Source organism: Vibrio sp. 397 (assembly GCF_033339395.1).
GTDB classification, from domain to species: domain Bacteria; phylum Pseudomonadota; class Gammaproteobacteria; order Enterobacterales; family Vibrionaceae; genus Vibrio; species Vibrio alginolyticus.
In genome coordinates, this window is sequence record NZ_JAWOUN010000010.1 from 17143 (window position 1) to 36199 (window position 19057).

Sequence of the window (19057 nt, forward strand, 5' to 3'; positions counted from 1 at the left end):
CAAGCTAGCCAGATCCGGAACTGGCATTACATTTCTGGTTGACCTCATCCTTGGTTTAATTCACTGTTAGCGCAACAATTAATCGATGAGGCGCTAGACCTCGACCAAGGATGTCAAATGACTGCCGTCAGTTTTTTTCGCTTACTCTGCCTCGCTGCTATTTGGGGTGGCTCGTTTCTGTTTATGCGAGTCGCCGCCAACACATTCGGGCCGGCTTACTTAATCGAATTTCGAGTTACATTTGCCGCCGTCGCTTTGTTATTGATCGCCGTATATTTGAAGAAGAAACTCACGTTAACTGCGCATACTAAACACTTCTTTATTATTGGCTTATTCAATAGCGCAGTTCCATTTTTACTCTTTGCGTACGCAGCCCAGACACTGAATGCATCAACTTTAGCAATATTGAACTCAACCGCCCCAATATGGGGAGCACTAGTTGGCTTTGTTTGGTACCGCAGCCCACTCACAGCGAAATCTGTTCTCGGTATGCTAATAGGCATTGGAGGCGTTGCAGTCTTGGTCGGCTTAGATACTTCAACCATAGGTGAAGAAGCCATGCTCCCTATTGCCGCCAGTTTGATGGCTTCTTTCAGCTATGGCATTGCTACCAACTACACTAAAAATGCGCCACAAGTACCTGCTTTTGATAATGCTCACGGCAGCATGTGGGCGGCGGTTATTTGGGTACTGCCGCTGCTACCATTCTTACCAATGCGTGCAGAACCAAGTCATTTCGAATGGAGCTCTGTTGTCACGCTCGGCGTTGTATGCACAGGGTTCGCTTATTTGCTCTATTTCCGCTTAGTTTCTGATATCGGCCCAGCGTCAGCACTGACTGTCACTTTTCTTGTTCCTGTTTTTGGTATCTTATGGGGCTACTTGGTGCTAGATGAGCCCGTCGGCTCTAACACCATCATAGGAACAATTCTAGTGCTTAGCGGCACTATGCTAGTCACCGGTTTCTCCCCAACAGCAATGCTCGCGAAGAGAAAACGAAGCGTGGCTTAATCAGCCTAATATAACTTCCACACCTCGCTTTTTGATTTGTTCAAGGTCGCTTTTCGGAGCGGCTTTGTCAGTCAGCAGCACTGATATTTCGTCAGTCTTACCAATTGATGAGGGATAAATTTGCCCAAATTTACTAGAATCCGTTAGAACAATATTGCGCCTTTTTTTCGCAATGATGGTTTCTGCAATCTCAGCGCGCATCATGTCGCGGCTAGTAAAGCCAGTGTCTTGATGGAAGCCGTCAATACCCAAGAAGGCCGTGCTGAAATGAATGTTCTCAATACACAACTTAGTCAGCGGTCCGACCAAGCTCTCGCCTTGGTGCTGATACACGCCACCAAGCAAGATAATGTTGGCAGAAGTGTTACGGATGAGATGGGCGATATACGCCGATGGCGTAATAATGGTCACATCGCCGCGCTCAGCCAATGTCCGAGCCAACAACGCATTGGCACTGCCTCCTTCAATCAGCACTGTCTCATTCGGTGCGACCAAATCCGCAGCTTGGTTTGCGAGCGATTGTTTAATATCGAAACGTACTTCTAGGCGGGCATCAATGTCATCACTTTGCAACGCGGTAGCTGCGCCGTGAACGCGCTTTAGGTAGCCCTGTTGCTCCAGAAAGTTCAAATCCTGTCTGATGGTCACGCCCGACACGCCAATGATGTCAGAAAGCTCCGTGACTTGAACGCGTTTACGGTCGTTCACTAATTGCAGGATTTCATTTTGTCTTGGGTTCACAGGTTCGCTCCTTATTGATGAGCTTACAGTATACTCACCTGATGTTTCATATGAAAAGAACTTGAAAGTAAAAAGGAAAAAACGCGTGGTCTGATTAGCCAAGCTGCACCTTGCGAATATCGCTCCCATCAACAGATAATAGGGCAACGAAAATGGGATGGAAGAAGAGGGGTTAGCTCCCTACATCCCAACAACGGTAAAGACTAGGATAAAAGTAATGGAAGAAATTTACTTCGCAGGCGGTTGCCTTTGGGGCGTGCAAGAATTTATGCGCCACCTTCCGGGCGTAATCAACACAGAAGCCGGGCGAGCAAATGGCACAACGGATAACACTCAATCCGAGTACGATGGCTACGCAGAGTGCGTGAAAACCCAGTTCGACCCTGAGCAAGTTTCGGTTGAAACTTTAATGGGGTATTTGTTTGAGATAATCGACCCTTACAGCGTTAACAAGCAAGGTGAAGACGTAGGTGAGAAGTACCGTACTGGTGTTTATAGCCAAAACGAACAGCATCTCACCATCGCGAAAGCGTTTATCGCAGCACGACCGGACGCCGACAAGATCGCCGTAGAAGTACTGCCACTCACGAATTATGTACCAAGTGATGATGAGCACCAAGACAGACTCACAAACTTTCCGAATGATTACTGTCACATCCCATTAGATTTACTACATAAATACAGGGATAACTCGTAACCATTCAGTCAGCATCGCTTTAAAAGGCAAGATGCATATCAGTTTAAATCGATGCCTTCCACTAATGACAATGTCATTTCTGCCGCCGATATTTCCTTACAACCCGACGAGTTTTGTCCGCACCACAACGGTGTGAATTCATCTCGGTTTTGCTTTTCCATAAGCGCTCTTAGTTGAGCCATTTCAATGGAGGCGTATGGGAATTTCGGCGCAAACTCACTGATGTAGCCTAGCTCCGACATCGCGCGATTCACAATGCCTCTCGCTGGTCGGCCCGAGAAAACATTGGTCACTGCGGTATGTTGCGCGCGTTCACTGGCAATGGCATATCGATGTAAAGACGATGTTTTCGCCTCATCACACAACAAATAGACGCTGCCAACTTGAACGGCACTCGCTCCTAATCTCAACGCGGCTTCCACCCCACTTCTATCAGCGATTCCGCCTGCAGCAATAACGGGCAAATTCACCCGTTTGGCGATTTGTGGTAATAACGCCATCAAACTTAATTGAGTAGTTAAATCATCCGATAAAAACATACCTCGGTGTCCACCAGCCTCCAAGCCTTGGGCGATAATACCGTCAACGCCTTTTGCTTCTAGCCAAAGTGCTTCGTCCACCGTGGTCGCTGACGAAAGGATCTTCCCTCCCCACCCTCTAATTCGAGCTAACAGATCATCGTCTGGCAAACCAAAGTGGAAACTGATCACTGGCGGTGCAAATGGTTCAATCGCGTCAGCAATATCATGATTGAAAGGCATCCTTGTCGGAGCGTTTGGCTGAGCCTGAACGGTTGCATCAACCTCGGAAAAATACGGTTGCAGCGTTTTTTGCCACTTTTCGTGCTTGTTGCCGTCATACTCCGGCATTTCATGGCAAAAGAAATTGAGGTTAAACGGTCGGTTAGTTGCCTGCTTGATAAGTTGAAGTTCTTTTACGATGGCGTCTTTGTTCAGCATTCCACAAGGTAACGAGCCAAGCCCGCCAACATTACTGACGGCTATGGTCATTTGGCTGTCTTGCACACCGGCCATTGGTGCTTGAATAATCGGTAACTCTGTTCCCAAAAGTGTATTAAATACCTTGTTTATCATGCTCTTTCCTTGAAAACTTAACCTTTACCTGTGATGGATCTGCGCCATCGTTATCCAGACTAGACTTTCACATGATTAACCGCTTATAAAGTTAAAGTGATGCATTTGTGCGCTATGCACTTTTGATAGAAATGACAAAGGGAGCCTATGGCTCCCTTAATATGCTGAATAACAAGAATCAAAGTGACTATCGTACGACATCTGATTCAAGCTCTAGCTCTGCTACAGACAGCATGGCAAACTCTTCCTCGGCGGTTGCTGCCACCAGTTTGTTGCGGCTGTATAACCCATAATAAACACCACCGATAAGAAACAATCCCATTGTCATGAAAAAGGCTGAGGGATCAAAAGCATAAACACCTGTCATTGCGATCAAAGAAAGCACCAGAGAAATACTCGAAGTAATTATCCCACCAGGCGTTTTATATGGACGAGTTAATTCCGGCTGTTTAATTCGCAATAAAATATGGCTCAAGGACATTAATGCGTACGATACAGTCGCACCGACAACAGCCATCGCCAAGATTAAGTCCCCCTCCCCCGTAAGTGAAACCAAGAACCCAAAAACGCCCGGAACCAAAAGCGCACGAGAAGGCACTTTTTTGTCACTGGTTAATGACAAAGTTTGCGGTAAATAACCCGCGCGGGAAAGCGCAAACACCAAGCGGCTGTAACCATAAATGATAGAAAAGAAAGAAGCGATAAGGCCAGCTAACCCGAGTAAGTTCACGGCCATTGCTACCGTTGAATTGCCCGTAAGCTTTAGGGCGTCAACTAATGGCACCGCGCTATCGCCTATGACCTTTGAGCCAACCGCACCAGCCAAAAGGACGACTACGAGAGTTGCGGTTAGCAATAAAAACAGCATCGCACCAATGATGCCTTTGGGAACATCTTTTGCCGGATTTTTTGCCTCCTCTGCCGCTAAAGGCACACCTTCAACCGCAAGAAACAACCACATTGCAAATGGCAACGCAGCCCATACGCCATACCACCCAAACGGCAAGATTTCTGTTGCCTGAGCCGTCGCCGGAGCAATATCGAATAAGTTATTAACATCAAAGTGACCAATAAGCACAGCAGCAGTAATGAGAATAGCTAGCACAGCCAAGCCGCTGATGACCATCATCACTTTGAGAGCTTCGCCAACACCTGCCATATGAATAGCGATAAAGACGGCGTAGAAAAGTGCGTAAACAACAGGGCCATCGATACCAACCAATTCATTCACTGCTGAGCCAATAAAAATCACTATCGCAGCAGGCGCGAGCGCATATTCAATCAAAACTGATAAGCCAGTGAAAAAGCCACCTGTCGGCCCCATCGCCTGTCTTGCGAAGCTGTAACCACCACCCGCAGCAGGAATAGCCGCAGACATTTCAGCTAAAGACAATACTAGCGTGAAATACATTACTGCCATCGCGATAGCAGCAATAAGAAAGCCTCCCCATCCTGCTTGAGCGATGCCAAAGTTCCAACCGGCAAAGTCACCAGATATAACATACGAGACACCTAAGCCAGCAAGTAAAATCCAACCTGCGGTGCCTCTTTTTAGCTGCCTTTTGGCCAAGTACTCCTGATGTTTAGACATAGTAAATCCTTCTACTTTGATGAAATTAAAAAGTTGTCGCTGTGTTTATCTTCAACGCTTGCGCCACTTGGCTCATTGATATCGGAGCGATCTTTCAGATTCACTCCTGACAGTTGTAATTTTCGAGCCTCCTTGAGCAAGTAAAATGCGCGTTCACAGGCATCGTCATAGTTGAGCCCCTGAGGGCGCACATTGGAAATGCAGTTTCTTTGGGAATCTTTAGAGCCTCGTTTAGCCCCCCAAGTGAGATACATACCCATGCTATCCGGAGAAGTTAGACCGGGTCTCTCTCCAATTAAAACCAGCACGGCCTTGGCGTTAAAACATTCACCAACATCATCCCCTACCGCTACTCTTCCTTGCTTTACGATTGTGATAGGTGCGAATTTCCATTGATGTTCATCATCAGCGCTTAAAAGAGAAATCAATCGAGTAACAACAGGCACGGCATGGTTTTGAATTGCGACGGAAGAAAGTCCATCAGCAATAACAATCGCAAGATCAATGTCAGTGTTATGCTCATTTGCTATCAAGTTGAGCGTTTGCCAAGAAGATTCATCAAGCAGCCTTCCTAAATCGGGCCTTTGCAGGTACATAAGCCGGTCACTCACTTGACTGCTCACTACCACTGGAGGTTCTAAGGTATTTTCAAGAATCGAGTAAGAGTCCGACAAACCAGCAACGAGAGAGTCAACATTCAAACTGCAATGCACTGCATCCATAGCTTGGGCATGATCCAGCTGAAATGAGAGTAACTCGTTGGTTGGTACACTGTTCCCGCTACGACCCAGAGCGATCCGAGCAGAAGTGAAGTCACGTAACTTGCCCCACGGGTTGTGTGTGACAACTTCAGACTCATCTTGTGGGGACTGAGCAATGGTGATTACTTTACCCATGAGAATACCCCTTATTCAATTGGTTAATTGCTCCCGAAAACGAGCGAGAGATTTGCTCACTTAACCGAACGTCTTGCACGCTCTCGAAAATCTGCATCTCCATTAACCATTGTTCAAACTCTGGTGCTGGCTTCAAACCGAGTACTTTTCTTGCGTAAAGGGCATCGTGAAATGAGGTAGTTTGATAGTTGAGCATGATGTCATCAGACCCTGGAATACCCATGATGAACGAGCACTCGGCCACACCTAATAGTGTCAGCAAGTTATCCATGTCATTCTGATCGGCATAAGCATGATTGGTGTAACAGATATCGCAACCCATAGGTAAACCAAGCAACTTCCCACAGAAATGATCTTCAAGCCCAGCACGAATGATCTGTTTGCCATCAAACAGATACTCAGGGCCAATAAACCCAACGACAGTATTAACCAACAAAGGATCGAACTGTTTCGCGACAGCATAAGCGCGGGCTTCACAAGTCTGCTGATCGACCCCATGAAATGCATTAGCAGACAGCGCTGTACCTTGTCCGGTTTCAAAATACATCACATTGTTTCCTACACTACCTCGATTCAAAGACAACGCGGCTTCATGGGCCTCTTTCAAAATCGACAAGTCGATTCCGAAGGTATCATTCGTCCCTTGCGTGCCACCTATCGACTGAAAAACGAGATCGACTGGTGCACCCATTTCAATGGCTTCGATCGTGTTCGTGACATGAGTTAACACACAAGACTGAGTCGGTATTTGATAGTGTTGAATCACCTCATCCATTAAGTTCATTAACTTAATAGCTTGAGGTACATTATCTGTTGCCGGATTGATACCGATAACCGCATCGCCATTTCCGTACATCAGACCATCAAAAATGGTCGCTGCGATACCGTTGAGAGAATCAGTGGGATGATTCGGCTGTAAGCGAGTAGACAGGCGACTCGGCAAACCTATCGTATTCCGAAAAGCCGTGACAACTTGGCATTTTTTAGCAACGAGAATCAAATCCTGGTTGCGCATAATCTTACTGACTGCGGCCACCATTTCTGGTGTTAAACCTTGACGAATTTTAGCCAACGTTTCACCATCGGCTTCTTCACTCAGCAGCCAATTTCGAAAATCTCCGACCGTCAAGTGCTCAATCGGCTTAAAGGCTGCAAGGTCATGCGTATCGATAATTAGGCGAGTGATATCGTCGCTTTCGTATGGAATAACCGCCTCGTTAAGAAACGTTTTAAGTGGTAACTCAGACAGCGCCATTTGTGCGACTACACGTTCTGCCGCTGACTGAGCACAAACCCCGGCTAACGCATCGCCTGAGCGTTCCGGTGTCGCTTTCGCCATCAAGTCAGCTAATGACTTAAAGGTATAGACTTTACTTCCTTGTTGCCGACGATAAGTTGCCGTCATTGCTCTTCCTCTTCACTATTTGGTTCGCTTTTTGCTGAACTATCAATAAGCTTTAAGAAAGTATTGCCAAATGTGTTCCGTAGCGTTATCAAAAACTGGCAACATTTATAAACCAATAATAAACAATGAGTTATGTAAATACTGCTCCAACATGACTCACAAAAAAGGAATGAGCATCACAAGGATGAGTAACCAAATGCCCCAAACTGCACCAATGCTGTGCATCCATCACACTAAGGATGCAAACCAACAAGCTGCGAGTCTGATAAACTGGCAACAGGAATATGACCAACTCAGCGATGGTCGATTTTTAGGTCAAATTCGAGAACGACGATTTCCCAATTTCCATGTATTTCGTGAAGACAGTAACCGCTCGCTAAGACAGCAATGCAGGGTTGAAGAGGGAGGTATTTGGTTGGGTTTGAGTGCGGAAAATAAGCCGCTACACCTAAATCACAGTCAGTTTAATTCAAGCCAACTTTTGCTTAGGCAAGGTGGCGCTGATTTTGAGTTAATGACACCGGAGCAGTTTTCTATCTATGGAATAGTGCTCGACAAAAACTTCGTTCACATCATAGAAAATCAACTTGAGCTTGGGAGTATCCAAAACAACACATTACACTTAACGGGTTTGACGGAAAAACACATTCAACAACTTAAATACTACTTAGGCATGTTACTTGGTTCCGCCGAACCAAGATGGTCTGAAACCACACATCAAGCAATCTTAAAAGATATTGTGCTGGAGCTGTTCTCACTCAGTTCACTGCACACGAGCCATCCGATATCAATCTCTCATCGTCAACACGTGATGCACCGTATAAAACAACAGCTACAGGATCTAGACTACCGTACACCGATAACCGTCAGTGAACTGTGTGATGCAGTACACGTCAGTCGTCGCACACTACAGTACACCTTTGAACATTGCTGTAATACTTCCCCAAAGCAGTTCATACATCGAATGCGCCTGAATCAAGTACGTAGAGTGCTACAAAGCCCTGAAGATAATCGAACAATTGCAGAAATCGCTTTTGACTTTGGTTTTTTCCATCTCGGGCAGTTCAGTCAAAGCTACAAGCGGCTATTTGGTGAGACACCAACTGAAACGAGAAAATGGGAGTCCAGCAAATAAGATGACAGGCAGTATATTCTTTCAGATCCTGCGTTGGGGCCATGTTATGCAGTCGCAATGATTTGCTGAAACTTAGCATGAAGCTCTTCAAGTGCCGCTTCAACATCCGGTTCTGCACGGCTCAAGTGCGAGATTAACGTCATAAAATAGCAGTCAAAAATCAGCGGTATTTTTCCCTCAAGGACGGAGCTTCCGTTTACAGATTGAAACAAAGCTTGGTTAAACGACTGATAATAATCCAAATCCCAAATCACTTCTTTCAACAAAGCTCGGCTCAGCTCAACGTTCGCAAAATAGTAGCGATAGTATTTCTCCGTCAGCGCCAAACCAATGTCGATATCGGTTTTACCTTCCACACTGACTAGCGTTTCTTGGCTGATCTGTTGCAGTTGCGCCAGCATCCCTTCGCGCAAAATCGACAGTTTAGTCGGGAAATGGCTAAACACTGTGCCATCGGCTACTCCTGCTTCTCTCGCTATCTGCCTTGTGGTCGTCATGTCATAGCCATTTTGAGCAAAAGATGCCCATGCGGCTTTTAGAATTTTATCTCTGGTTTGTTGTCGCTTCGTCATTGATGTGTCTGCTTAATGAGCCTGAAAGGATCATACCTTGCGTGGTTGAGATTGACAAATTGAGCGCGCTCATTTATAAAATTGAGCATGCTCATTTTATATAAAAACAAAAGGAATCGCTCATGTACGTATTAAACAAACTAGGCCAAGGATTGATTTTCTTCCCGACCATCTTCTGCTTTTCGTATATTTTAAGACCGATATTAATGGTCATCCTTATTCCAGGAGGACTCGCACTTTTGGCGTTAATCGGTGGCGCAGAAGTCAGAGCGGAACTCAAAGCCATGCTGCTTGAGGAGTTTTTTGGCGTTAGCCCATCGCACACCACCTCGAAAAAGGCGTGAGTGCGCTACAAACGTTGGCAAGGCTAAGTAAAAAAGAAAACGCGCAGATATCGAGATCTCAATACCTGCGCGTAGATGCGGTGAAAATAAGACTGGCTTTAGTCAGTATTCATGTTCTGGCCAATTCGCCATAAAACGCCACTAGGGTCAAACAAACAACATTCGCGTATGCCCCAAGGTTGCTCGACTAGCTCTGTCAAACGCGAACCAAATTCCTCATGACCCACTTTGGATAAGTGCTGATGCCAACTTTCTGCGTCTTCTACGAGCAAGTGCATCATGAAGTTATTGCCGTGTTCTGGCTCATAAAAATTCTGTAAAAGAAACGCGCAGCTACCTTGAGAGAAGTATGCTACATCACCGAAGTCCGACGCCATTTCAAAGCCAATCGCCTCATAAAAGCGTTTTGATAGCGCGTAATCTTTCGCCGGAACAAATGATTTGATTTCAACAATATTGAGGTTTTCCATTTCCAATTTCCTAAGCCTTTTTCCATAAAACTGACTGACGTAATCTCGCTCTATGCCTTCTATTCGCCTTGCGTAATCTGCTGTGATGACAGTGGCACACACTCTGCCATTTGCGTTTGTAACCACGTGATAAATTTATGTTCGAGTTCTGTACGCTTTTTATCTTGACTCAATAAAACGTAATTGCAACTTGATGGAGAAAACCCAAATGGTGCGACCAAATTACCACGCTTAATATCGTCCATGACAAAAGGATACGATCCCATTGCGACGCCTAAGCCATCCACTGCGGCTTGTATGCAAAAATAAAAATGCGCGAATGATTGCTGAGTGTTGCCGTTGAAAGTTTCACAACGTGTTGATTGCTGCCAATCCGCCCAAGCATTCGGTCTGGTTTGGCTATTCAACAATCGAGCTGCTTTCAAATTGTCTTTAATGGATTGCCAACACTCAGGAGAAAATACCGGCCCCACCCACTCTTCCACAAGAATGGTTTTGTCGTAATCGTGATACTGCGCAAAATCGTCTCGACGAATCGCCATCGAAAGCCCAGTTGATCCTAATGTTACCGGACCACCAGCCGTCGACAAACGAACATCAGCACGGTGTTCATCATTAAACGCGGCCAACCTTGGCATCAACCAGCGCATGGTTAATGTCGGTTCACAAGACACTTCAAGATGCTGATGCTTCTCTTGAATAAGCGTATTCACGCCTGTTTCTAGCGTTTGGAATGCCGTTTCTGTGTATGTCTTGAGTAATTCGCCTTCCGCCGTCAACACGACTTTCCTGCCCTCTTTGAAGAACAAAGGTTGAGACAGATATTGCTCAAGTTGCTTGATCTGCTTACTCACGGCTCCGTGAGTAATGTTCAGTTTGTCAGCCGCTTCAGTGTAGCTTGAAGAACTCGCCGCAACGTGGAAGACATAAAAAGATTTCAGGTGACGCATCTGTGAGTTTTTCTCACCAATATGGGAATATTTTTCGATTATAGTCAGTAATAAAGACACCTACAATTCCGCTACATCCCAGACTTCATCATTCAAACAGGAAATCGATATGGAATTTGTAACTCTTGCGTTATTAGGTGTGCTTATTGTCATTAGCCCTGGCGCAGACTTTGTTTTGGTATTAAGAAATAGCTTAAATCAAGGACGAAAAGCAGGCGTATACAGTGCGATTGGTATCAGCATGGCGATAAGCATCCACACCGCTTACTCCATGCTGGGGATCAGTTACTTAATTTCACAAAATGAATGGTTGTTTAATCTCGTGCGCTATCTTGGAGCCGCTTATCTTGTCTACCTTGGGATTAAAGGAATATTCTCCTCGCAACCTGCATCAAACTCAGAAACCGTTCAACAGAGCGAGTATTCAATGTGGCGATTTTTCATGCAGGGGTTTCTGTATAATTTACTCAATCCCAAGACGATGCTGTTTTTTCTGAGTATTTTTAGCCAAGTGATTTCTCCCGACTCTAGTCAGCAACACATCGCCTTGTTCTACGGGATTTATATGATTGCGCTGCATGGTATTTGGTTTTCTATCGTTGCTGTTTTATTCACGTCACCCCAGCTACAAGCTTTCTTGTTGAAGATTAAGCATCGACTCAATCAAGCATGTGGGGCGGGATTAATCATTTTCGGCGCGATGCTGGGCTTAAAAGTGTAGTACGCTTGCGGTCCGATTACCCCAATTCAAATTGATCATTGAACAAGTGGCTGTAATCAAATAAAAATCTGCATTATCAATACCTTAAATTAGAAAAAACAGCCAACGTGCGCTGGCTGTTTCGATACAGTTAATGGATGACCCGAGCGTCCCCTTTAAATAACTGAGACAGATCGATAGTGAATATCGTCACTGTCGGACGTTTAGGCAAAGCATTTTCGATCGAAAACTCTGGCCCAGCTGGAACGAGGGGGAAGTGAATAGCAGTCGGCCACGTTGACGAAGCTTCATTACCGCCCGGCTCAGATATTGAGAAAGAAAACGCAGGTAAACGGGTCATAACACTTACCTCAAATGACTGATTAGCGGGCTCAAGCGAGCCCGCTTAGGTTTTGCAATGTTATTGTTATTTTAACGCTTACTTAATCACTAACGATTGATGACGTTAGATATCAAGTTCTTTGTCTTCAACGTGGTTGGTGATCATCGCTTCAGTGGTGATCATCAAGCCAGCAACAGACGCTGCGAATTGAAGCGCTGAACGTGTTACTTTCGCAGGGTCCAAGATGCCCATTTCGATCATGTTGCCGTATTCACCTGTTGCAGCGTTGTAACCGTAATCGGAATCACCAGCTTTGACAGCGTTCGCCACAACAGAAGCTTCGTCACCTGCGTTAGTTGCGATTTGACGAAGAGGCTCTTCCATTGCACGTAGCGCAACTCGGATACCCACGTTTTGGTCATCATTGTCGCCTTTTAGATCCGCCAATTCTTTCGCGATCTTAGTTAGGGCAACACCACCACCAGCAACAATACCTTCTTCAACCGCTGCGCGAGTAGCGTGTAGCGCATCGTCCACGCGGTCTTTCTTCTCTTTCATCTCAACTTCGGTTGCAGCGCCGATCTTGATCACCGCTACGCCGCCAGATAGCTTCGCAACACGTTGTTGAAGCTTATCTTTGTCGTATTGAGAAGTGGTTGTTTCGATTTGTTTTTCAATCGAAGCCACACGATCAGCAATCGCGCTTGCTTCTGCTGCGCCACCCACAATGGTTGTTGTGTCTTTGGTAATGGTCACTTTCTTCGCACTACCTAGTTGCTCTAACGTTGCTTTTTCGAGCTCTAGGCCGATTTCTTCAGAGATGACCGTACCAGCAGTTAGTACCGCAATGTCTTCCATCATCGCTTTACGGTTGTCACCAAAGCCAGGCGCTTTCACCGCGGTCGCACGCACGATGCCGCGCATGTTGTTCACAACCAATGTCGCTAACGCTTCACCTTCGATGTCTTCAGCAATGATCAATAGCGAGCGAGAAGATTTCGCTACTTCTTCTAGTACAGGCAATAGCTCGCGGATGCTGCTGACTTTTTTGTCCACCAATAAGATGTATGGGTTGTCTAGCTCGACGCTGCCATTTTCTTGGTTAGTGATGAAGTATGGCGACAAGTAACCGCGGTCAAATTGCATACCTTCAACCACAGACAATTCGTTGTCTAGACCTTGGCCTTCTTCCACCGTAATCACGCCATTGCGACCCACTTTTTCCATCGCTTCTGCAATGATTTCACCGATCGCGCGATCGCTGTTTGCAGAAATGCTACCCACTTGGATGATGGATTCTTTGTCGCTGCATGGCTTAGACATTTCACGTAGTTTCTCAACCGCCGCTTCAGTGGCTTTGTCGATACCACGTTTTAGGTCCATTGGGTTCATGCCAGAGGCTACCGCTTTAAGACCTTCATTGATGAAAGATTGCGCCAGTACGGTAGCCGTCGTTGTACCGTCCCCCGCTTCATCATTCGCTTTGGACGCCACTTGTTTCACCATTTGTGCGCCCATGTTTTCGAACTTATCTTTCAGTTCGATTTCTTTCGCTACAGACACGCCATCTTTGGTGATGGTTGGCGCGCCGTAAGATTTATCAAGCACAACGTTGCGGCCTTTCGGGCCTAGTGTCACTTTTACTGCGTCCGCCAGTAAGTTCACACCTTTCAGCATTTTTTGACGTGCGTCATTAGCAAATAATACGTCTTTTGCAGCCATGGTTATCTCCTCAAAAAACTACTACAAAAATAATTACTCAACGATTGCTAACACATCAGATTCGGACAGAATTAAGTATTCTGCGCCGTCAATTTTCTCGGTTTTCACGCCGTAACCGTCATTGAAAATGATTTGGTCGCCCACTTTGACTTCCATCGCAGCGCGTTCGCCATTTTCAAGACGTTTACCTAAACCAACAGCAATGACTTTCCCGCGGTTTGATTTTTTCACCGACTGAGAAGTTAAAACGATTCCCCCTTCAGATTTATTTTCCACCTCTTGTCTTTCAACAATTAGCTTGTCATTTAAAGGACGAATTTTCATTTTTAAGTGCCTCCTACTTGGAACCAAAAATAAAAGACAAAATAAACATCAAGATGGATTTGCGAGTCGACAGCTCGCTTTCGATGAAAATAATAAGGTCGAAAAATGAGAGTTCAAGAGGTGAATTTGATAAAAATTTTTTATTAAATTAAATAAAATTTTCTATCGAATTATCGCATTCACAACCACTTAGCATCTCTTTATGAAGGAAAATGTGCTCAATCAAATCTAGAGTGGTTACGTACTCTTAAAAAGGATAATCAAACAATGAAAAAGGCCGTATCTCTATTTCTTGCAACGTTATGCGTTGGCTTCCTCTCACCCAACGTGTCAGCTTCTGAACGCGCTGAACAAGGTTGGCAATTGATTGACGAGGGCGCGATGATTGTCGATGTGCGCACGCCGCAAGAGTTTTCTGAAGGGCATTTGGATAATGCCGTCAACTTCCCTTTATCTGAACTTGATAAACATTTTCAAGACGTCGATAAAGATCAAGCTATCGTGTTGTACTGTCGCAGTGGTAACCGCTCTGGCAAAGCGTATCAATACTTACAATCGCAAGGCTTTACGAATCTGCACAATGCAGGTGGCTTTGAAGAACTACAAGACGCCAAATAGTCGTCTCCGTTCTAATATACAAAGTAAAAGCACAGAGCGCGTCGCAAGCGTATTGTAACGCGCTCTGTTTCTAAATACTTATCTACAACAACTCTACTATCTGGGCCCTGCATCAAATTGAGTCAGGTTATCCGATATCTCGATCCATGGCGCTTTCGATGCGACAAAAATATGGAAATCAGGCTTGTGAGAAGGTGTGTCATCCAAGATACCAAGGCGAATATTGACGATCCCATTGTTCTTTTTCGAATACAGGCTCGATCCGCAGTGGCGACAAAAGCATAGCATGGTATTTTCGCTTTTCTGATAAGTTTGAATATCTTCTTTCCCTTGGATAATAAGCAGTTTATCCAACGCAATACCACCGGCAGATGAATAGTCAGAACCTGTGAACTTGCGGCATTCAGAGCAATGGCAATTTCCCATGTACTTAAATTCATCTGCCACTTCCAACTTTACCTTGCCGCACAGACATGAGCCTTTTAGTACTTCCATTTGAATTCCTTTTTGTTATCAATCTAATTGAATTAGATGGCTATCTCGACACCATGCCATTGCAATACGAAAAATTAAAGACAGGCAATACAGGTTTTCAAAAATGAAACGAAAATGTAAAACTTTCCATTCAGAGGGAAGTGCGCTGACACGTGAAAAATAGAGCTATTTTAGATACAAAAACACCAAGCAATAACGCTTGGTGTTTACCTCACAGAATGTCGCCTCAGAAAAGGCGCTTTCCGCTGTGCTTAAAAAATGCAGTGTTTAGTAAAGCTGGTCGCTTCGTTTGCAGTCCAGTCACCTTTCGGCTTATCTTTCAGGTTTTCACACCATTGCTCGCTGCCGACACCATCTTGCAGAACACAATGCTTTGCAAAGTCTACCGCGTTGTCTGCTGTCCATTCTGTTTTTGGCTTATCGCGCATGTCGTTACACCAGCCTTCAGTGCCCACTTCATCACTACAAGCGGTCAAAGCAGAAGCCGCCAACATCAGCATGACTAGTTTTTTCATAAATTTAAGGTTCCAGTTGCAAACAATAGTAAAATTAAACTCAATCTCTTCAACACGTGCCCATTCAAGTGTCTGAATAAAGGCGTCACTAGCTGAAGTGACTTTTGTATCAACTATAACGAAATTATCAGTCTACGTGTTAAGACACCGAAAAATTATTGAGCGACTCTGTGTAAAGCGCGCCATTCTAAAAGCTATAGGCAGCGCGCTTTTGTTAGCTCACCAACCTTAAAAGAGCCAGTACCAAAGCACGCTAAACGCAGCTCTAATGCCATTTGTTCAAAGTGATCGACGACAGACTGCGTGCTGATCGTCGCAGCTTTTAATACCGCACCAGCTTGCCCAATGAGATTAGCACCCAAATGAATGGCTTTCGCCGCTTCAAGTCCGTTATGAACACCTCCCGAGGCGATCAACGGTAATGTAGGATGCAGTGCGCGGATTTGAGCCAAACATGTTGCTGTAGGGACACCCCAATCGCGGAAAAGCTCGGCTGCACGCTGCATTTTCGGATTATCTTGGCAATACCCTTCAACCGCACTCCAGCTTGTGCCACCCGCGCCCGCAACGTCAATTGCATCCACACCAGCATCAATTAATCGCTGCGCAACGTGTCCGCTAATACCAAAACCGACTTCTTTGATAATGATAGGAACCTTCACGCGAGATTTAAGCATCTCAATTGCCTGGAAAACACCAACCCAATTGTGGTCGCCATTTTTCTGAAACGCTTCCTGCATTGGATTAACGTGCACAAACAAGGCATCTGCTTGAATCGCCTCAACCGCACGTTGCGCATTATCGAGTTTACCTTTATCGAGCAATTGAGCGGCTCCAAGATTGGAATACAACGGTACTTCTTTCGCCAACTCACGAATGGTTTTACCCAAGCCCGAATGCTGACTTTCTTCTAAGCTAATCCGTTGCGAGCCCACACCCATGGCAATACCTAATTCACTTGCTGCTTCAGCTAGACGACAATTGATCGTTTCTGCGTCTTTTGCTCCGCCAGTCATCGAGCTAATCAAAAACGGTAGCGCTAATTGATGACCAAGAAACTCTGTCGATAAATCGATCGCGTGAAAGTCACATTCTGGCAGCGCACAGTGTTCAAACTCGACAGACTCAAAACCCGCCGTTTTATGCTTCATGCTCATATCATGATGTAAAACAGCATCTAGGTGTAAATCTTTTCGGTTAGTTTGCGGAGCCATAATGTCACCCTAAAGTAAAACAGTCGCGCAGTATTGCGATCCTTATCAGTAACGTCAATGCGAATTTTGTGAATTTGCCGGATTACTTTTCCGAAACGAGTAATGAATCTCGACTGCCCCCTGACATTATAAGAAAAGAAACTCGCTTTCCGTTTTCAACAAGCCGGCAAGTTTCTCTTCAAATTGAGATAATCAGCGTACGAGACCCATGATGAAAATGGATCACATTGCTCTGTAGTTTACTTTACGCTGTCCGACAGAATTAGCGACACAACAGTACTTGTCGTCGTTGGTTCAAACTGTTCGGGATCATCACAGAATTGAATTTTTCCTTTTTCTTCTACATGGAACAGCGGTACAACTGAACTACCTTTGTGATGCGCTAAATAATCTTGATACGTGAAGTTATCGCTCAATTTCGTGTGTTTAACCTCTGCACCACGACTTAACATACTGGCTAGCTGGGTATAGCTTACATTGCCGCCCATCAGCAATTTACCATGGTACTCCTGAGCCACGGAGTGCTTCTCGCTGCCATTGCCGTTGGTTTTCACTTTTTGTAAGCAGTGAACTTTATCTTCCCCAAACTCGTCGACGAATTGCATGCAAGCCATAATGTTGAAATGCTGATCGGGCGTTAATGCAACCACTTGTCCAACTCCTATCAAGTTCAAGTTGTCGTCCGCGTGACTAGAAATAGGGTTGCCGTAATAGTAATCCAACCCCAACATACGAACCTGACTGATGTACTCCCAGTTTGAGTCAGTCATTAATACGCGGCGGTCATAACGCGCCAGCGCCTGCCCTATTTCTCTTGCTACTCGGTTAGCACCAATCAACAAGAAGCCGCGTGGTGCTGGCTCTGCAACGCCCAACGTCAGCGCTACAGGACGTGCCGTCGCACTTTGTAACACGACCGTTCCTATAATCACCATGAAGGTCATAGGGACCAGTAAAATCGCTTCATCAATGCCGTATTCGGTCAATTTGATCGCGAAAAGAGACGAAATCGAAGCAGCAACAATGCCGCGCGGTGCAACCCAAGACAAAAACAGCTTATCTTTAAGACGCAAGTTGCTGCGGAAGGTTGAAAGAAAAATCGATAACGGACGCGACACTAACTGCATAAATACAAACAACAATAACGCACCGCTACCTAGCGCAGCAAAATCATCCAGACTGATTCGAGCCGCAAGGAAGATGAACAATCCGGTGATCAGTAAAATGGTTAAATGCTCTTTAAAGTGCAGAATTTGCTGAATATTGATGTCTTTAGCGTTTGCGAGCCACATACCCATTACGGTGACGGTTAGTAACCCAGCTTCAGACTCAATGTGGTTAGAGACCGAAAATACACCTAGAACCACCATCAAAACCGCAAATGGCTGCAAATATTCCGGTAGCCAAGAGCGACGCATGATCGTCGCAACTGCATAGCCTGAGGCCGCACCTAGCATGACACCGACAGCAATGATCGTCCCAAACACTTCGACGCTATTTATCGCGCTGTGAGATACGATAAACTCGTAAACCATCACAACAAAAAGCGCACCGAGCGGGTCAATCAAAATCCCTTCCCATCGCAAAATGTTAGCAAGCGTACTGTTAGGTCTTACGGTTCGTAGAAGTGGCACGATGACCGTCGGCCCTGTTACTACGGTTAAGCTGCCGAACAACATGGCAAGCTCCCAAGTAAAGCCGAGGAAATAGTGTGTTGCGATACTGGTCGCCGCCCACGAAATGATCGCCCCGATGGAAACAATGCTCCATACCGAACCACTCACGCCACGAATTTCTTTAAAATTTAAGGTCAAACTGCCTTCAAATAAAATCACTGCCACCGCCAAAGAGACCAACGGAAAGAGCAAATTACCTAATATCTCATCAGGATTTAACCACTGCATAAATGGCCCGACGATCAGCCCTGCCAACAACAAAAATAAAATCGCTGGCAAACGCAATCGCCAAGCTAACCATTGGCAACCTAAACCAATAACCCCAACCGCTGACAGCACCAGCGCTTCATTACCCACTTGCATCAATAATTACCTGTTTTTGTCTTTTTTCGCGTGAATGCGCTATACCCGAATACATTCAGCCTTACGGTCAGATAGAAACTACCGAACGTGCAAATCAAACGACTGACCTTCGATGACATCGCTACGAAACGCACATGTTTGAAGTCATTTGGCGATCGCATCAGAACTATGAATATAGTTG

21 protein-coding genes are annotated in these 19057 nt (G+C 45.4%); 6 read left to right on the plus strand and 15 right to left on the minus strand.

Features of this window, described 5'->3' with window-relative positions:
* Nucleotides 1-117: 117 nt before the first annotated feature.
* Entirely contained in the window at nt 118-1011 is an 894-nt protein-coding gene (locus R7P36_RS16510; RefSeq protein WP_005373960.1) for a DMT family transporter, read from the plus strand.
* On the opposite strand, the gene R7P36_RS16515 is transcribed toward R7P36_RS16510, so the two are convergent.
* Nucleotides 1012-1752 carry a DNA-binding transcriptional regulator YciT gene (locus R7P36_RS16515; RefSeq protein WP_017635127.1) on the minus strand — a complete coding sequence of 247 codons (741 nt, stop codon included), beginning with the start codon at nt 1750-1752 and terminating at the stop codon, nt 1012-1014.
* 217 nt (nt 1753-1969) lie between these two features.
* Here R7P36_RS16515 and R7P36_RS16520 point away from each other — a divergent pair, with 217 nt between their 5' ends.
* A complete protein-coding gene (locus R7P36_RS16520; RefSeq protein ID WP_054701515.1) occupies nt 1970-2449 on the plus strand; it encodes a peptide-methionine (S)-S-oxide reductase in 480 nt (159 codons plus the stop codon).
* Nucleotides 2450-2487: 38 nt separating this feature from the next.
* Here the strand turns inward: R7P36_RS16520 and R7P36_RS16525 are convergent, their stop codons facing one another.
* The 4 genes from R7P36_RS16525 to R7P36_RS16540 form a co-directional block, all read right to left on the minus strand.
* The gene (locus R7P36_RS16525; RefSeq protein ID WP_213899742.1) at nt 2488-3543 is read right to left on the minus strand and encodes an NAD(P)H-dependent flavin oxidoreductase; all 1056 of its coding nucleotides are present in this window, start codon (nt 3541-3543) and stop codon (nt 2488-2490) included.
* A gap of 187 nt (nt 3544-3730) precedes the next feature.
* Nucleotides 3731-5134: an ethanolamine permease gene (gene eat / locus R7P36_RS16530; protein WP_005373969.1), complete on the minus strand. Its 1404-nt coding sequence runs from the start codon at nt 5132-5134 to the stop codon at nt 3731-3733.
* Between the two features lie 11 nt (nt 5135-5145).
* Entirely contained in the window at nt 5146-6030 is an 885-nt protein-coding gene (eutC, locus tag R7P36_RS16535; protein WP_053307170.1) for an ethanolamine ammonia-lyase subunit EutC, read from the minus strand.
* A complete protein-coding gene (locus R7P36_RS16540) occupies nt 6023-7435 on the minus strand; it encodes an ethanolamine ammonia-lyase subunit EutB (protein ID WP_213889591.1) in 1413 nt (470 codons plus the stop codon). Before R7P36_RS16540 ends, eutC begins: the two co-directional genes overlap by 8 nt.
* 184 nt (nt 7436-7619) lie before the next feature.
* Here R7P36_RS16540 and R7P36_RS16545 point away from each other — a divergent pair, with 184 nt between their 5' ends.
* The gene (locus R7P36_RS16545; protein WP_104976286.1) at nt 7620-8570 is read left to right on the plus strand and encodes a helix-turn-helix domain-containing protein; all 951 of its coding nucleotides are present in this window, start codon (nt 7620-7622) and stop codon (nt 8568-8570) included.
* 44 nt (nt 8571-8614) lie between these two features.
* Here the strand turns inward: R7P36_RS16545 and R7P36_RS16550 are convergent, their stop codons facing one another.
* Complete coding sequence (locus R7P36_RS16550; protein WP_005373975.1) at nt 8615-9142, minus strand: TetR/AcrR family transcriptional regulator; 528 nt, start codon at nt 9140-9142, stop codon at nt 8615-8617.
* Nucleotides 9143-9264: 122 nt separating this feature from the next.
* On the opposite strand from R7P36_RS16550, the gene R7P36_RS16555 reads away from it, so the two are divergent.
* Nucleotides 9265-9486: a hypothetical protein gene (locus R7P36_RS16555; protein WP_017635120.1), complete on the plus strand. Its 222-nt coding sequence runs from the start codon at nt 9265-9267 to the stop codon at nt 9484-9486.
* Between the two features lie 98 nt (nt 9487-9584).
* Here the strand turns inward: R7P36_RS16555 and R7P36_RS16560 are convergent, their stop codons facing one another.
* Together R7P36_RS16560 and R7P36_RS16565 are read right to left on the minus strand one after the other, a co-directional pair.
* On the minus strand, nt 9585-9956 hold the full coding sequence (locus tag R7P36_RS16560; RefSeq protein ID WP_053304622.1) for a VOC family protein: 372 nt from the start codon (nt 9954-9956) through the stop codon (nt 9585-9587).
* A 59-nt stretch (nt 9957-10015) separates the two neighbouring features.
* Nucleotides 10016-10906, minus strand: a complete 891-nt coding sequence (locus tag R7P36_RS16565) for a LysR family transcriptional regulator (RefSeq protein ID WP_213899777.1) — start codon at nt 10904-10906, stop codon at nt 10016-10018.
* Between the two features lie 109 nt (nt 10907-11015).
* Here R7P36_RS16565 and R7P36_RS16570 point away from each other — a divergent pair, with 109 nt between their 5' ends.
* On the plus strand, nt 11016-11627 hold the full coding sequence (locus R7P36_RS16570; RefSeq protein WP_213899743.1) for a LysE family translocator: 612 nt from the start codon (nt 11016-11018) through the stop codon (nt 11625-11627).
* A gap of 130 nt (nt 11628-11757) precedes the next feature.
* Here the strand turns inward: R7P36_RS16570 and R7P36_RS16575 are convergent, their stop codons facing one another.
* The 3 genes from R7P36_RS16575 to R7P36_RS16585 all read right to left on the minus strand — a co-directional run bounded on the left by R7P36_RS16575 (nt 11758) and on the right by R7P36_RS16585 (nt 13995).
* Nucleotides 11758-11967: a hypothetical protein gene (locus R7P36_RS16575; RefSeq protein WP_005373984.1), complete on the minus strand. Its 210-nt coding sequence runs from the start codon at nt 11965-11967 to the stop codon at nt 11758-11760.
* A gap of 105 nt (nt 11968-12072) precedes the next feature.
* On the minus strand, nt 12073-13671 hold the full coding sequence (groL, locus tag R7P36_RS16580; protein WP_047102791.1) for a chaperonin GroEL: 1599 nt from the start codon (nt 13669-13671) through the stop codon (nt 12073-12075).
* Between the two features lie 33 nt (nt 13672-13704).
* Nucleotides 13705-13995 (minus strand): co-chaperone GroES, encoded by a 291-nt coding sequence (locus R7P36_RS16585; protein ID WP_005373989.1) that lies wholly within the window; start codon nt 13993-13995, stop codon nt 13705-13707.
* A gap of 267 nt (nt 13996-14262) precedes the next feature.
* Here R7P36_RS16585 and R7P36_RS16590 point away from each other — a divergent pair, with 267 nt between their 5' ends.
* A complete protein-coding gene (locus tag R7P36_RS16590; protein ID WP_025768015.1) occupies nt 14263-14613 on the plus strand; it encodes a rhodanese-like domain-containing protein in 351 nt (116 codons plus the stop codon).
* Between the two features lie 96 nt (nt 14614-14709).
* Here the strand turns inward: R7P36_RS16590 and R7P36_RS16595 are convergent, their stop codons facing one another.
* From R7P36_RS16595 to R7P36_RS16610, 4 genes are all read right to left on the minus strand, one after another.
* On the minus strand, nt 14710-15108 hold the full coding sequence (locus R7P36_RS16595; protein ID WP_005373991.1) for a GFA family protein: 399 nt from the start codon (nt 15106-15108) through the stop codon (nt 14710-14712).
* Nucleotides 15109-15359: 251 nt separating this feature from the next.
* Entirely contained in the window at nt 15360-15623 is a 264-nt protein-coding gene (locus R7P36_RS16600; protein ID WP_005373992.1) for a DUF3012 domain-containing protein, read from the minus strand.
* A 194-nt stretch (nt 15624-15817) separates the two neighbouring features.
* Nucleotides 15818-16837, minus strand: coding sequence for a type 2 isopentenyl-diphosphate Delta-isomerase (gene fni, locus R7P36_RS16605; protein ID WP_005388695.1), 1020 nt, complete (start codon nt 16835-16837; stop codon nt 15818-15820).
* Between the two features lie 239 nt (nt 16838-17076).
* A complete protein-coding gene (locus tag R7P36_RS16610) occupies nt 17077-18876 on the minus strand; it encodes a cation:proton antiporter (protein ID WP_005373994.1) in 1800 nt (599 codons plus the stop codon).
* Nucleotides 18877-19057 lie beyond the last annotated feature (181 nt).